Here is a 14,323-nt window from a genome sequence, read left to right on the forward strand (position 1 = left end):
ACTCTGGTGCGGGGCGGGTGTGGTCAGCCGGTCGCGTCGTTGCGCAGCACCAGGATGGCGATGTCGTCCCGGGGCGACTCGACCGAGAAGTTGATCGCCGCGGCGCGCAACCGGGCGGCCAGCACCTCCGCCGAGTAACCGGCCAGCGGCGCCGCCGCGTCCCGCAACCGCTCGACGCCGAAGAGTTCCCGGCCGCGCCGCCGTTCGGTCACCCCGTCGGTGTAGAAGACCAGTGCGTCACCGGGGCCGAGCCGCACCTCCGTGACCGGCGAGGTGATCGAGTCGAGCAGGCCGAGCGCGGTACCTCCGGAACCCACGAACGACGTCCGCCCGTCGGCTCGGACCAGCACCGGCCGGTCGTGGCCGGCCAGATAGAGCGAGACGGTGAGCCGGCCGGTCGGGTCCCGGTCCACGGCGGCCAGCGCCAGCGTGCAGTACCGGCCGCCACCCCGTTCCACCAGCGTGCCGTTGAGTCGGGCCAGCGCCTCCGGCAGGGGCTTGCCGTCGCCGACCAGGACCCGGATCACGTCCCGGACCAGGCCGGTCACCGTCGCCGCCTGAACGCCCTTGCCGGAGACGTCCCCGACCACCACCAGCCAGCGATCCTCGGCCAGCGGTACGACGTCGTAGAAGTCACCGCCGACCTCCGCCGCGTCCCCGGTCGGCACGTACTCGGCGGCGAACCCGATGCCGTCCACCACCGGCAGCACCGGCGGCAGCAGCGACTGCTGGAGGGTGTGTGCCACCTTCCGCCGCTCGTCGTGGATCCGGGCGTTCTCGATGGCCAGCCCCGCCCGCCGGGCCACGTCCTCCAGTACGGCGATCTCGTCCGGATCGTGCCGGTGCCGCTGGTGCCGACCGACCGCGAGGGTGCCGAGCCGCTGTCCCCGGGCGACCAGCGGGATGGCGAAGCCGTCCATCGGGGCGCCGATCGGCACCTGTCCCTGGCTGCGGGACGCCTCGCGCAGCCGGGACTGCACCGACTCCGGGCCCTCCTCGGAGAGCATCTTGTGCAGCTGTGGCAGCACCGCCTCGTCGGCGTGGGTGGCCGAGGCCAGTTTCAACCGTCCCCACTCGTCGGTGACGTGCACCGCGCACCACTGCCCCAGCCGGGGCACCACGAGCTGCGGAATCAGCGCCATCGTCAGCTCGACGTCGAGCGACTGGGCGAGCAGTTCGCTCGCCTCGGCGAGGAAGGTCAGCCAGGTCTGCCGGCGCACGTCGGCCCGACGCAGCCGGTCGTTCTCCAGGTGCAGGGAGAGCCGCTCGGCGACCAGCGCGGCGAGTGGGCGGGCGTACCCGGAGGGGGCCGCGTCGAGCTCCAGCTCCCCGGCGTACGGCCGGTGCACGGTCAACGGCACCCGGATCAGCTCGTCGCCGGCGCGGGGCTGCCGGCCGTACCGGGCCAGCAGTTGCCAGCCCGCGCCGTCGCCCCGGTCCAGACGTACCGCCCCGCCGGCCGCGCCGACCATGTCGCCGAGCCGGACCAGCAGGTCGGCGGCGAAGTTGGGCAGCGGGTCGTCGGCGTACGGGTCCGGGACGGTCTGCATCAACGCGCTCATCGCCCCGGCGCTCGGCGCGGACGGGCCGGGTGGGCCGGTGATGCCGCTGATGGCGCCGGTGACGCCGCTGATGGCGACGGCCTGCGCCGCCTCCAGCGGGTACTGCACCGGGCCGGCCCGGCCCTTGCGGTCGAGCCGGAACCAGACACCCTTGCCGGTGGCCTGGTGTGTGGTGCCCCACCGGCTGGCGAAGTGGTCGACCAGGAGCAGTCCGCGGCCCCGCTCGGACACCTGCGAGATGTCCGTCAGGTCGTTTCTGGGCCGGGCCGTCACGTCCTCGATCGGTCCGGCCGCGAAGTCGGAGACCGTCACCGTCAGGCCCGAGGCGTCCGCCACGACCTCGATGTCCAGTTCGGTGCGGGCGTGTTCCACCGCGTTGGTGGAGAGTTCGGTGGTGAGCAGCAGCGCCTCGTTGAGCAGTTCCTCAAGGCCGGCCTCGTCCAGCACCGACCGGACCAGGGCGCGGGCAGCCGCCGGGGTACGCCGGTCGGCGGGTAGCCGAACCCGGCGCAGCTGATCGCCCGTGCCCCCGGTGGACGCTCCGCCGGTGCCCGTGCCGCCCGCCTCCGCTGACACCCTTCGTATCCTCCGCCGATCCGAGATCCAGGCCACCCTATCCGGGCCGGTCACGCCCGTGCCCGGTCGCGGCTCAGGGCGGTCCGAGCGGGGCCGCGCTAGGCTGGGCCCTGCCCAAGTTGACCGTTCTGCCCGCTTTACCTCGTGGCCTGTCCCACCGGCGGCCGCTGGTGTGCGTCGAGGGTGGCATCGGATGGACGAAAGGCACAATGATGGGTGTGGCCGCCGCCCGAGCGGAACCATCCGGACCGGCGGAGCGGATTCGCCGACCACCTGGCGGCGCGGGCCGGCCGGGCTGGCCCACCTCCTTCGAAACCTGAGCGAGGAACGATGACCACGGCGAAACAGATCTCTGCCGAGGAGCGGTCCGCCGCCGAGGACGCGGTGCTGCTCAGCGAGCTCGTCGACGCGCTGCGGCGGGTCCGTCGCGGCGATCTGAAGGCCCGGCTACCGCGCCGGGCCGGTGTCGCGGGCGAGGTGGCGGACGCCTTCAACGAGGTGGTTTCGGTCCAGGAGCGGCAGCACCTCGACCTGCGCCGGATCAGCCGGACCGTCGGTCGGGACGGCCGGCTCACCGAGCGGCTGGACGAGGAGGGGCTGGACGGCTCCTGGGCCGAGGGACAGCGGGCGATCAACCAGCTCATCGACGATCTCGGCCGGCCGACCACCGAGATAGCCCGGGTCATCGCGGCGGTCGCCGACGGCGATCTCTCCCAGCACATGGCGCTGGAGATCGACGGCCGGCCGCTGCGCGGCGAGTACCTGCGGATCGGCCGCACGGTCAACACGATGGTCGACCAGCTCTCGTCCTTCTCCAACGAGGTGACCCGGGTGGCCCGGGAGGTCGGCACGGAGGGTGAGCTCGGCGGCCAGGCCGACGTACGCGGGGCCGCCGGCACCTGGAAGGACCTCACCGACTCGGTGAACACCATGGCGTCGAACCTGACGTACCAGGTGCGGTCGATCTCGCAGGTGACCACGGCGATGGCCCGGGGAGACCTGTCGCAGAAGATCACCGTCTCGGCCAAGGGCGAGGTCGCCGAGCTGGCGCACACCATCAACGGGCTGACCGACACACTGCGGCTCTTCGCCGAGCAGGTGACCCGGGTCGCCCGGGAGGTCGGCACCGAGGGCAAGCTCGGCGGCCAGGCGGACGTGCCGAACGTGGCCGGCACCTGGAAGGACCTCACCGACAGCGTCAACTCGATGGCGTCGAACCTGACCGCGCAGGTGCGGAACATCGCCCAGGTGTCGACGGCGGTGGCCCGGGGTGACCTCAGCCAGAAGATCACGGTGGCCGCGCAGGGCGAGATCCTGGAGCTGAAGGACACCGTCAACACGATGGTGGACCAGCTCTCGTCGTTCGCCGACGAGGTGACCCGGGTGGCCCGGGAGGTCGGCATCGAGGGCAAGCTCGGCGGCCAGGCCCAGGTACGCGGCGTCTCCGGCACCTGGCGGGCACTGACGGAGAACGTCAACCAGCTCGCCGGCAACCTCACCTCGCAGGTCCGGAACATCTCCCAGGTCTCCACCGCGGTGGCCAAGGGTGACCTGTCGCAGAAGATCACCGTTGCCGCGCAGGGCGAGATCCTGGAGCTGAAGTCGACGGTGAACACGATGGTGGACCAGCTCTCGTCGTTTGCCGACGAGGTGACCCGGGTGGCCCGGGAGGTGGGCACCGAGGGCAAGCTCGGCGGTCAGGCCGAGGTGAAGGGGGTCTCCGGCACCTGGCGCGATCTCACCGACAACGTGAACTCGATGGCGTCGAACCTGACCGCCCAGGTCCGGAACATCGCCTCGGTCACCACGGCGGTGGCCAAGGGTGACCTGTCGCAGAAGATCACCGTCGACGCCCGGGGCGAGATCCTGGAGTTGAAGTCGACGGTGAACACGATGGTGGACCAGCTCTCGTCGTTCGCCGACGAGGTGACCCGGGTGGCCCGGGAGGTGGGCACCGAGGGCAAGCTCGGCGGTCAGGCCCAGGTACGCGGCGTGGCCGGCACCTGGCGGGACCTGACCGACAACGTGAACTCGATGGCGTCGAACCTGACCGCGCAGGTGCGGAACATCGCCCAGGTGTCGACGGCGGTGGCCCGGGGTGACCTCAGCCAGAAGATCACCGTCGACGCGCAGGGCGAGATCCTGGAGCTCAAGCAGACGGTGAACACGATGGTCGACCAGCTCTCGTCCTTCGCCGACGAGGTGACCCGGGTGGCCCGGGAGGTCGGCACCGAGGGCAAGCTCGGCGGTCAGGCCCAGGTGAAGGGGGTCTCCGGCACCTGGCGGGACCTGACCGACAACGTGAACTCGATGGGCTCGAACCTGACCGCCCAGGTCCGGAACATCGCCTCGGTCACCACGGCGGTGGCCCGGGGCGACCTGTCGCAGAAGATCACCGTGGACGCGCAGGGCGAGATCCTGGAGCTGAAGGACACCGTCAACACGATGGTGGACCAGCTCTCCTCGTTCGCCCAGGAGCTGACCCGGGTCGGCCGGGAGGTCGGCGTCGAGGGCAAGCTCGGCGGTCAGGCCCAGGTGAAGGGGGTCTCCGGCACCTGGCGGGACATCACCGAGAACGTCAACCAGCTCGCCTCCACGCTGACCACCCAGCTCCGGGCGATCGCCCAGGTCTCCACGGCGGTCACCACCGGCGACCTGACCCAGCGGATCGCCGTACAGGCCCAGGGCGAGGTCGCCGAGCTGAAGGACAACATCAACCAGATGATCGTCACGCTCCGGGAGACCACCAAGAAGAACGCCGAGCAGGGCTGGCTCGACTCCAACCTGGCCCGGATCGGTGGCCTGCTCCAGGGGCAGCGCGACCTCGGCGAGGTCTGCCGCATGATCATGACCGAGGTGACGCCGCTGGTCGACGCGCAGCTCGGCGCGTTCTTCCTGGCCGACACCGACGAGGCGGTGATGCGGCTGCGACTCACCGCCTCGTACGGCTACGTGGCCCGGCACCACGACGTCACGTTCGGCCCCGGCGAGGGGCTGGTCGGGCAGGCCGCGCTCTCCCGGCGGACGATCCGGGTCGGTGCACCGCCGAACGGCAGCCTCACGGTCCGCTCCGGACTCGCCGCCACGCCCCCGGCCGACCTGGTGGTGCTGCCGGTGCTCTTCGAGGGCGAACTGCTCGGCGTCATCGAGTTCGCCGGCGTCTCGCCCTTCTCCGACCTGCACCTGGCGTTCCTGGAGCGGCTGGTGCTCACCATCGGCATCGCGGTGAACACCATTCAGGCCAACCGGCGTACCGAGGAACTGCTCTCGCAGTCCCAGCGGCTCGCCCACGAACTTCAGGAACAGTCCGCCGAACTCCAGCGCACCAACGCCGAGCTGGAGGACAAGGCGCAGCTGCTCTCCGAGCAGAAGGGGAACATCGAGACCAAGAACCGGGAGATCGAGCTGGCCCGGATCGGTCTGGAGGACAAGGCGCAGCAGTTGGCCCGGGCCTCGGCGTACAAGTCGGAGTTCCTGGCGAACATGAGCCACGAGCTTCGTACGCCGCTCAACTCGTTGCTGCTGCTGGCCCGGCTGCTGGCGGACAACTCCGAGAACAACCTGACCGAGAAGCAGATCGAGTTCGCCCGGACCATCCACAGTGCCGGTTCCGACCTGCTCTCGCTGATCGACGACATCCTCGACCTGTCCAAGATCGAGGCGGGTCGGATGGACGTGGAGCCGACCGAGGTGCGGTTCTCCGAGATCCGCAGCTACGTCGAGCAGGCGTTCGCGCCACAGGCCGAGGAGCAGGGCCTGGACTTCCAGGTACGCATCTCCAAGGAGCTGCCGCCGATGCTGGTCACCGACGCCCAGCGGTTGCAGCAGATCCTCCGCAACCTGCTCTCCAACGCGGTCAAGTTCACCGACAACGGGGCGGTGACGTTGCGGATCGGGCCGGCGCCGGAGGGGGCGTTCTTCGACGTACCGGCGCTGGCGACCGCGCACCAGGTGGTGGCGTTCACCGTCATCGACACCGGCATCGGCATCTCGGACGACAAGCTCGGGCTGATCTTCGAGGCGTTCCAGCAGGCCGACGGGACCACCAGCCGGCGGTACGGCGGCACCGGGCTCGGGCTGTCGATCAGCCGGGACCTGGCCCGGCTGATCGGCGGCACCATCACGGTCTCGTCGGCACCGGGGCAGGGCTCGACCTTCACCCTCTTCGTGCCGGACGTACTGGCGCCGGACGCGGTGGTCGCCCCGGTGCCGGTACCGCCGATGCAGACGCCTCGGGGCGGGCTGCCCGCCATGCTGCGTACCCAGAGCGAGCCGGACCGGCCGATCACCCCGGCTGCCCGGCAGCTCGACGGCGCCACGGTGCTGATCATCGACGACGACGTCCGCAACGTCTTCGCCCTGACCAGCGCGTTGGAGCTGCACGGCATGACCGTGCTCTACTCGGACAACGGGGTGGACGGGGTACGCCTGCTCGCCGAGCATCCGGAGGTGGACATCGTCCTGATGGACGCGATGATGCCGGACCAGGACGGTTACGAGACCACCCGGGCGATCCGCCGCAACCACCGCTTCACCGACCTGCCGGTGGTGTTCCTGACCGCCAAGGCGATGCCGGGGGACCGCGAGTCGGCGCTCGGCGCCGGTGCGAGCGACTACATCACCAAGCCGGTGGACCTGGACGAGTTGATCGAGCTGATGGCCTCCTGGGTCACCGGCGGACGGGAGGTCGAGGGGTGAGCGCGGATGACACGGGCACGATCCGGGGCGAGGGGACGATCGAGTGAGCGAGCTGGCCAAAGCCCTGCTGGTCGACGACCGGCGGGAGAACCTGATGGCGCTCGAGGCGATCCTCCAGGGCCTGCCCGTCCAGTCGGTCGCGGTGGAGAGCGGCGAGGCGGCGCTGAAGCAGCTCCTGGTGGAGGACTTCGCGGTGATCCTGCTGGACGCCCAGATGCCGGAGATGGACGGTTTCGAGACGGCCAGCCACATCAAGCGGCGGGAGCGTACCCGGCACGTGCCGATCATCTTCCTCACCGCCGCTGACCGGGACGCCCAGCTCGCCCTGCGCGGGTACGCCGTCGGTGCGGTCGACTACCTGACCAAGCCGTTCGACCCGTGGGTCCTCCGGGCCAAGGTCTCGGTCTTCGTCGAACTGTGGGTGAAGTCGCGACAACTCGCCGCACAGTCCGAGCTGGTCCGGGAGCGGGACAACCAGTGGCGGACCATGACCGAGGCGGTGGACGACGCGGTGGCGCTGCTCCGGTCGGACACCCCGGAGAGCCGGGACCGGGCCGTGGAGGTGTTGGAACAGGCGCGGTGGGGTGCGGCGGCCTGACGTTCCGCAGTGGCCTGACGCTCTGTGTTGGTCCGACGTCCTGCGGTGTGGTCTGACCTCCGCCGGGTCAGCCGGTGGACTGCCCGTTCCGGATCATCAGGGCGGAACGCAGGCCGGTGATGTCCAGCACCCGGAGCAGGAAGTCGCCGACGTTGGTCAACATCAGCAGGCTCTGCGAGTGGCTGGCCTTGCGGCTGAGGACGACCAGGGTGCCTAGGCCCTGCGAGTCGCAGAAGGTGACATCGGTCAGATCCAACACGATCCGGGACGGTGCATCGGCGAGCACCTCGTTGACGACGCTGGACAGCCTGGCGGCGGTGAGCATGTCGATCTCGCCGGCGAGGATGAGTGTCACCTCGTCGGTGCCGCGCCGCACGCCGATGGTCAGGTCCGCCCGGTTCACCCGATTAGCCTATCGCGACCTACCCCAACCGGCCTCTGCTGGCGCTTCGCCCCGCCGGCAGCGCACCGCACCGGGCGCGCCGGACGGCCCGCCCCGGGCGTGACGTGGGCGACGGCCCGAGGGGTGGGTGCCGGGCGCACAGACAGCGCTGACAGAATGGCGACACCGTGACTGAGACGTACCCCGCCGGCCCCGGTCGCTATCCGGCCGCGGCACCGGCCTCCCAGGCCCTGTTCGACCGCGCCCGCGCCCTCGTGCCGGGCGGGGTGAATTCTCCCGTGCGCGCGTTCCAGGCCGTCGGCGGCACGCCCCGGTTCATGGCCCGCGGTACCGGGCCGTGGCTCTTCGACGCGGACGGCCGACGCTACGTCGATCTCGTCTGCTCGTGGGGGCCGCTGATCCACGGCCACGCCCATCCCGAGGTGGTCGCCGCGGTGCAGGCCGCCGCCGCCAACGGGACCAGCTTCGGCGCCCCGACCGAGGCAGAGGTCGAGCTGGCCGCCGAGATCGTCGCGCGCACCCCGGTCGAGCAGGTCCGGCTGGTCAACTCGGGGACCGAGGCGACGATGTCGGCGATCCGGCTTGCCCGGGGCTTCACCGGACGGGGCCGGATCGTCAAGTTCGCCGGCTGCTACCACGGGCACGTCGACGCCCTGCTCGCCTCGGCCGGCTCGGGGGTCGCCACCCTCGGGCTGCCCGACTCGCCCGGGGTCACCGGTGCGGCGGCGAGCGAGACGGTCGTGCTGCCGTACAACGACGTGGCGGCGGTCGAGGCGGCCTTCGCCGCCCAGGGGTCCGAGATCGCCGCGATCATCACGGAGGCGGCGCCGGGCAACATGGGTGTGCTGGCGCCCCGGGACGGCTTCAACCAGGCGCTGGCCCGGATCGCCCACGCGCACGGCGCGCTGCTGATCCTCGACGAGGTGATGACCGGGTTCCGGGTCTCGGCGGGCGGCTGGGCCGGCCTCGAACCGGTCGACGCCGACCTCTACACCTTCGGCAAGGTGATGGGCGGCGGGCTGCCGGCGGCGGCGTTCGGCGGCCGGGCCGAGGTGATGGGAAGACTCGCCCCGGCCGGTCCGGTCTACCAGGCCGGCACGCTCTCCGGTAACCCGCTGGCCACCGCGGCCGGGCTGGCCTCGCTGCGGCTGGCCGACCGCGCGACGTACCAGCGGCTCGACGAGCTGGCCGGCACCGTCGGCAAGCTGGCGAGCGACGCGCTGGCCGCCGCCGGGGTGCCGCACCGGCTGTCGTACGCCGGGAACATGTTCTCGATCTTCTTCACCGGCGCGGACGTCCACGACTACGACACCGCCCGGACCCAGGACGTCGCGGCGTTCCGGGCGTTCTTCCACGCGATGCTGGCCGGCGGGGTCTACCTGCCGCCCAGCTCCTTCGAATCGTGGTTCGTCTCGACGGCGCTGGACGACGCCGCGCTGGGGCAGATCGCGGCGGCGTTGCCGGTCGCGGCGGAGGCTGCGGCGGCGGCCGGTCACGGGGGGTAGGGAACGTGGGCAGCACAACGGTCGTGCACGTACTCCGGCACGGTGAGGTGTACAACCCGGAGAAGATCCTCTACGGCCGGCTGCCCGGCTTCCGCCTATCCGAGCTGGGCGTGCAGATGGCGAAGGCGGCCGCCCAGGCGCTCGCCGAGCGGGACATCACGCACGTGGTGGCGAGCCCGCTGGAGCGGGCCCAGCAGACGGCGGAGCCGATCGCGGCGCAGTTCGGGCTGCCGGTCGGGGTGGACGAGCGGCTGATCGAGAGCGCCAACTGGTTCGAGGGAAAGCGGGTCTCGCCCGGCGACGGCTCGTTCCGCGACCCGCGCAACTGGTGGGTGCTGCGCGACCCGGTCACGCCGTCCTGGGGCGAGGCGTACAGGCTGATCGCCGAGCGGATGTTCGCGGCCCTGCATGCGGCCCGGATCGCCGCCGAGGGGCGGGAGGCGGTCTGCGTCTCCCACCAGCTTCCGATCTGGACCCTGCGCCGGTACGTCGAGCACAAGCGGCTCTGGCACGACCCGCGCAGGCGGCAGTGCGGGTTGGCGAGCCTGACCTCGTTCCACTTCGACGGCGCCAAGATCGTGGGTATCGGCTACACCGAGCCGGCCGCGCACCTGGTCGCCATGTCGCCGACCGCGCGGACGGCCAAGGGGGCTTGACGTGAACCGCCCCCGGCGAGCCGCCGGCCTCGGCGCGCTGATCGCCGTCGCCGTGACGCTGGCCCTGGCTGGCTGCTCGGGCGGCGGCGGGGGCGGAAGTGACTGGAAGGGCGAATGCGCGACCACGGACGGCATCGTCGAGTGCGCGCCGGAGCACCGCCCGGCGGCTCCGGCGCTCGCCGGTGAACTGCTGGCCGGTGGGGCGTACGACCCGGCGCAGGGACGCGGCCGGGTGGTGGTGGTCAACTTCTGGGGTTCCTGGTGCGCGCCGTGCCGGGCCGAGGCCGACGACCTGGAAGCGACCTACCGGGCGACCAGGGACCGGGGGGTGCACTTCCTCGGCATCAACATCCAGGACGGGCGGGACAAGGCGAAGGCCTTCGAGGCCGCCTACCAGGTGAGCTATCCGAGCCTCTTCGACCCGCCGAGCCGGCTGGCGCTGGCCTTCGACATCCCGCCCAACTCGATCCCGGCCACCGTCGTCCTCGACCGCGAGAACCGGATCGCGGTGGTGATCCGGGCCGGGGTGACCCGGGACCGGCTGGAGCCGATCGTCGCCCGGGTCGCCGACGAGCAGCCACCGAGCGGGCCGAACTGATGGGCGGCCTGCGGATGGGCGGCCTGCGGACGGGCGAGGGCTCGACGCTGACGGGCGGGCTGGGCTGATGGGCGAGACCTTCGCCGAACTGGCCGTGAGCGGACCGGTGCTGCTGGCCTTCGGCGCGGCCGCGCTGGCCGGCCTGGTCAGCTTTCTCTCGCCGTGCGTGCTGCCGCTGGTGCCGGGCTACCTGTCGTACGTCACCGGGCTCGCCGGCAGCGACCTGGAGCAGCGCCGCGCCGGGACCGACGGCGCCACCGGCGAGCCGGCGGTCCCCGGCTCGCCGACGCCGGCGGACGAGCCGGCAGGTGCCGCGGTGGCGGTGGCGGTCCGGACGCCCCGGGCTGTCCGGGGTCGGGTGCTCGCCGGCACGCTGCTGTTCGTCGCCGGCTTCACCGTCGTCTTCACCCTGACCGCCGTGCTGGTCACCGCCGCCGGGCAGGCGCTCTTCGCGCAGAAGCGCCCCCTGGAGATCGGCATCGGCATCGTGATCATCGTGTTGGGGGTCTCCTACCTCGGGCTGGTACCCGGGATGCAGCGGGAGTTCCGGATCCGCCGGCTCCCCGCCGCCGGCCTGCTCGGCGCCCCGGTCTTCGGCGCGGTCTTCGCGCTCTCCTGGGTACCCTGCGTCGGCCCGACCCTCGGCGCGGTGATCGGAATGGGCACGGCGAGCGGTCAGGCCGACCGGGCCGCGCTGCTCGCCGTCGCGTACTGCCTGGGGTTGGGGTTGCCGTTCGTGGCCTTCGGGCTCGGCTTCTCCCGGCTGCTCGGGCTGTTCCGGGCGGTGCGCCGGAACAGCCGCTGGGTCACCCGGGTCGGCGGGGCACTGCTGATCGCGATCGGGTTGGCCCTGGTCACCGGCGGTTGGCAGGACCTGGTCATCTGGTTGCAGACCACGTTCGGGGTCGGCGAGGTGAGCATCTGATGTCGATCGAGCAGCACGGTCGGGGCACCGGGTCGGCGGGCGCGCCGACCGGCGTCGCCGAGGCCGAGCCGCCGGCGCCCGGCGGCCCGGCCGGGGGCGGCCGGCCCTCCGGGGTACGCCGGACCCCGCTGCCGCTGGCCCTGCTGCGCAACTCGTGGCGGCAGCTGACCAGCATGCGTACGGCGCTGATCCTGCTCTTCCTGCTCGCCCTGGCCGCGATCCCCGGCTCGGTGCTGCCGCAGCGCAACATCAACATCGAGAACGTCAACCGGTTCGCCGCCGAGCATCCCGATCTCTTCCCGGCGCTGGACCGGCTCGGCGGCTTCGACGTGTACGCCTCGCCGTGGTTCTCGGCGATCTACGTACTCCTGTTCACCTCGCTGGTCGGCTGCATCCTGCCCCGACTGCGCGACCACCTCCGGGCGCTGCGCGCCGCCCCGCCACCGGCGCCGAAGCGGCTGGACCGGCTGCCCCGGCACGCCGTGCTGACCGACCACGACGGTGACCTGGCCCGGATCGCGGCGGCGCTGCGCGGGCGGCGCTGGCGGGTGGCGGTCCGTGGCGACACCGTCTCGGCGGAGAAGGGCTACCTCAAGGAGACCGGCAACCTGCTCTTCCACCTCTCGCTGCTCGGCGTGCTGCTCGGGGTCGGCCTCGGCTCCTGGTACGGCTGGCACGGCAACCTGCTGCTGGTCGCCGGCCCGGAGAACGCGTACTGCAACACCCTCCAGCAGTACGCCGAGTCGGAGCTCGGACACCGGGTGGACGCCGCCGACCTGCCGCCGTTCTGCCTGGAACTGACCGACTTCACGGCGACGTTCCTGCCGAGCGGGCAGCCGGAGTCGTTCCGGGCCGAGACGATCGTGGAGCAGGGTGACAGGGCGCCGTACCGGGCGAGCTTCTCGGTCAACGATCCGCTGCGGCTGGACGGGGCCAGCGTCTACCTGCTCGGGCACGGCTATGCGCCGATCCTGCGCTACACCGACCGCAACGGCGTGTCGCAGACCAGCGACGAGGCGTTCCTCAGCATCGACGGCAACCTCACCAGCGAGGGTGTGGCGGCCTTCCCGGACGTGAACCTGGACCCGGTGACCGGTGCGCGCAACCCCGATCTCCAGGTCGCCTTCGAGGGGCTGTATCTCCCGACCGCGCCGGACTCGCCGCCCTTCACCCGCTCGATGTACCCGGCGGAGCGCTCCCCGGCGGTGATGCTCTTCGCGTACCGGGGCAACCTGGGGATGGACGCCGGGATTCCCGGGTCGGTCTACCGGCTCGACCAGCGCCAGGTGAGCAGCGGCAGGCTGACGCAGATCGGCGAGGGCAAGCTGCTGCGCCCGGGTGAGAAGTGGACGCTCGACGACGGTACGTCGGTGGAGTTCCTCGGCACCCGCCAGTACGTCACCATCTCGGCCCGGTACGACCCGGGCGAGCGGATCGTGCTGATCAGCTCGGCACTGCTGCTGGTCGGACTGATGACGTCGCTGTTCGGGCGGCGGCGCCGGGTCTGGTTCCGGCTTTCTCCGGCACCGGCCGACACGACCACGACAGGTCGTAGTAGTTTGTTGGAGATCGGTGGTCTGCCGCGCACCGAGTACGCGGGGTTCGCCGACGAGTTCGACCGGCTCGTCGCCGCGACGCGACCCGATCCGGCGACGGAAGAGGGGACCGACTGATGGCTGCGCTCTCCGACCAACTCCTGGTGGTCGCGATCCTGTGTTACCTGCTGGCGATGATCTGCCACGCCGTGGAGTACGCCTTCGGCACCCGCAGTGTCATCGGCCGGGCGGCGGCCCGGCCGGAGCGCGCGCGGGTGCTGGTCGGGGCCGGTGTCGGCGCGGCCGGCGGAACCGGCCCGGCCGACGAGCCGGGCCCGGTCGCCGACACGGCGCTTCCCGACACGGCGCTCTCCGGCTCGGACGCGTCGGTGCCGGCCGGCGGATCGGGGCCGTATCGGGCGGTGCTGGCCGGCCGGACCGCCGTCGCGCTCACCGGGCTCGCCGCGCTGGTCCACCTCGCCGTGCTGGTCACCCGGGGCATCGCCGCCGAGCGCATGCCGTGGGGCAACATGTACGAGTACCTGCTCTCGGTCACCTTCGTCGGGGTGGTCGGCTGGCTGGTGCTGCTCTACCGGCGCCCGACGCTGCGGCACCTCGGGCTCTTCGTCGCGCTCGCCATGGTGCTGCTGCTGGCCGTCGCCGGGCTGCTGCTCTACGTGCCGATCGTGCCGCTGGTGCCGGCGCTCGACTCGTACTGGTTCGTGGTGCACGTGGCGACGATCGCGGTCTCGTCCGGCATCCTGCTGCTGGGTGCCGTGCCGGCGGTGATGTACCTGATCCGGCACGGCCACGACCAGGGCAAGCGGAGTTTCCCGTACAGCCTGGGGGCCCGGGTGCCGGCCGCCGACACGCTGGAGCGGTTGACCTTCCGGCTGCACGCGTTCGCCTTCCCGATCTTCACCTTCGCGGTGATGGCCGGCGCGGTCTGGGCCGAGGCGGCCTGGGGACGGTACTGGGGCTGGGACCCGAAGGAGATCTGGGCCTTCATCTCCTGGGTGGTCTACGCCGGCTACCTGCACGCCCGGGCGACGCCGAGCGTGAAGCGTCCGGTGGCGACCTGGATCGCCGTGCTCGGCTTCCTGACCATGCAGATGAACCTGTACGGCGTGAACATCTTCTTCGAGGGCCTGCACTCGTACGGAGGCCTCGACTGATCCGTCGTCGCCGCTGGGGCATCTTCAGGCTTGACTTATATAAGCGAGACCTGAAAGATAGGGGTAGTACGTGCGGTCGATCGCGCGTACCC

At 71.7% G+C, this 14,323-nt stretch carries 10 protein-coding genes; 8 read left to right on the top strand and 2 right to left on the bottom strand.

Annotated elements, in window-relative coordinates; all coding sequences use genetic code 11:
• Positions 1 to 23: 23 nt before the first annotated feature.
• Positions 24 to 2,138 (bottom strand): SpoIIE family protein phosphatase, encoded by a 2,115-nt coding sequence (locus EV371_RS08400; RefSeq protein ID WP_349340116.1) that lies wholly within the window; start codon positions 2,136 to 2,138, stop codon positions 24 to 26.
• A 330-nt stretch (positions 2,139 to 2,468) separates the two neighbouring features.
• Here EV371_RS08400 and EV371_RS08405 point away from each other — a divergent pair, with 330 nt between their 5' ends.
• Together EV371_RS08405 and EV371_RS08410 are read left to right on the top strand one after the other, a co-directional pair.
• Positions 2,469 to 6,836 carry a HAMP domain-containing protein gene (locus EV371_RS08405; protein ID WP_130461547.1) on the top strand — a complete coding sequence of 1,456 codons (4,368 nt, stop codon included), beginning with the start codon at positions 2,469 to 2,471 and terminating at the stop codon, positions 6,834 to 6,836.
• A 43-nt stretch (positions 6,837 to 6,879) separates the two neighbouring features.
• Positions 6,880 to 7,434, top strand: a complete 555-nt coding sequence (locus EV371_RS08410) for a response regulator (protein ID WP_130461548.1) — start codon at positions 6,880 to 6,882, stop codon at positions 7,432 to 7,434.
• Between the two features lie 67 nt (positions 7,435 to 7,501).
• Here the strand turns inward: EV371_RS08410 and EV371_RS08415 are convergent, their stop codons facing one another.
• Entirely contained in the window at positions 7,502 to 7,837 is a 336-nt protein-coding gene (locus EV371_RS08415; RefSeq protein WP_130461549.1) for an anti-sigma factor antagonist, read from the bottom strand.
• Positions 7,838 to 8,004: 167 nt separating this feature from the next.
• Between EV371_RS08415 and hemL the strand changes: the two genes are divergently transcribed.
• From hemL to ccsB, 6 genes are all read left to right on the top strand, one after another.
• The gene (gene hemL, locus EV371_RS08420) at positions 8,005 to 9,342 is read left to right on the top strand and encodes a glutamate-1-semialdehyde 2,1-aminomutase (RefSeq protein WP_130461550.1); all 1,338 of its coding nucleotides are present in this window, start codon (positions 8,005 to 8,007) and stop codon (positions 9,340 to 9,342) included.
• A 5-nt stretch (positions 9,343 to 9,347) separates the two neighbouring features.
• Positions 9,348 to 9,998 (top strand): histidine phosphatase family protein, encoded by a 651-nt coding sequence (locus tag EV371_RS08425; protein ID WP_130461551.1) that lies wholly within the window; start codon positions 9,348 to 9,350, stop codon positions 9,996 to 9,998.
• A gap of 1 nt (position 9,999) precedes the next feature.
• Entirely contained in the window at positions 10,000 to 10,596 is a 597-nt protein-coding gene (locus tag EV371_RS08430; protein ID WP_130461552.1) for a redoxin domain-containing protein, read from the top strand.
• A gap of 67 nt (positions 10,597 to 10,663) precedes the next feature.
• The gene (locus EV371_RS08435) at positions 10,664 to 11,521 is read left to right on the top strand and encodes a sulfite exporter TauE/SafE family protein (protein WP_130461553.1); all 858 of its coding nucleotides are present in this window, start codon (positions 10,664 to 10,666) and stop codon (positions 11,519 to 11,521) included.
• The gene (locus tag EV371_RS08440) at positions 11,521 to 13,194 is read left to right on the top strand and encodes a cytochrome c biogenesis protein ResB (protein ID WP_130461554.1); all 1,674 of its coding nucleotides are present in this window, start codon (positions 11,521 to 11,523) and stop codon (positions 13,192 to 13,194) included. The genes EV371_RS08435 and EV371_RS08440 overlap by 1 nt, the downstream gene beginning before the upstream one ends.
• On the top strand, positions 13,194 to 14,231 hold the full coding sequence (gene ccsB, locus EV371_RS08445) for a c-type cytochrome biogenesis protein CcsB (protein WP_130461555.1): 1,038 nt from the start codon (positions 13,194 to 13,196) through the stop codon (positions 14,229 to 14,231). Before EV371_RS08440 ends, ccsB begins: the two co-directional genes overlap by 1 nt.
• The last annotated feature ends 92 nt before the right edge of the window (positions 14,232 to 14,323 follow it).

It is taken from the genome of Plantactinospora sp. CNZ321 (assembly GCF_004217235.1).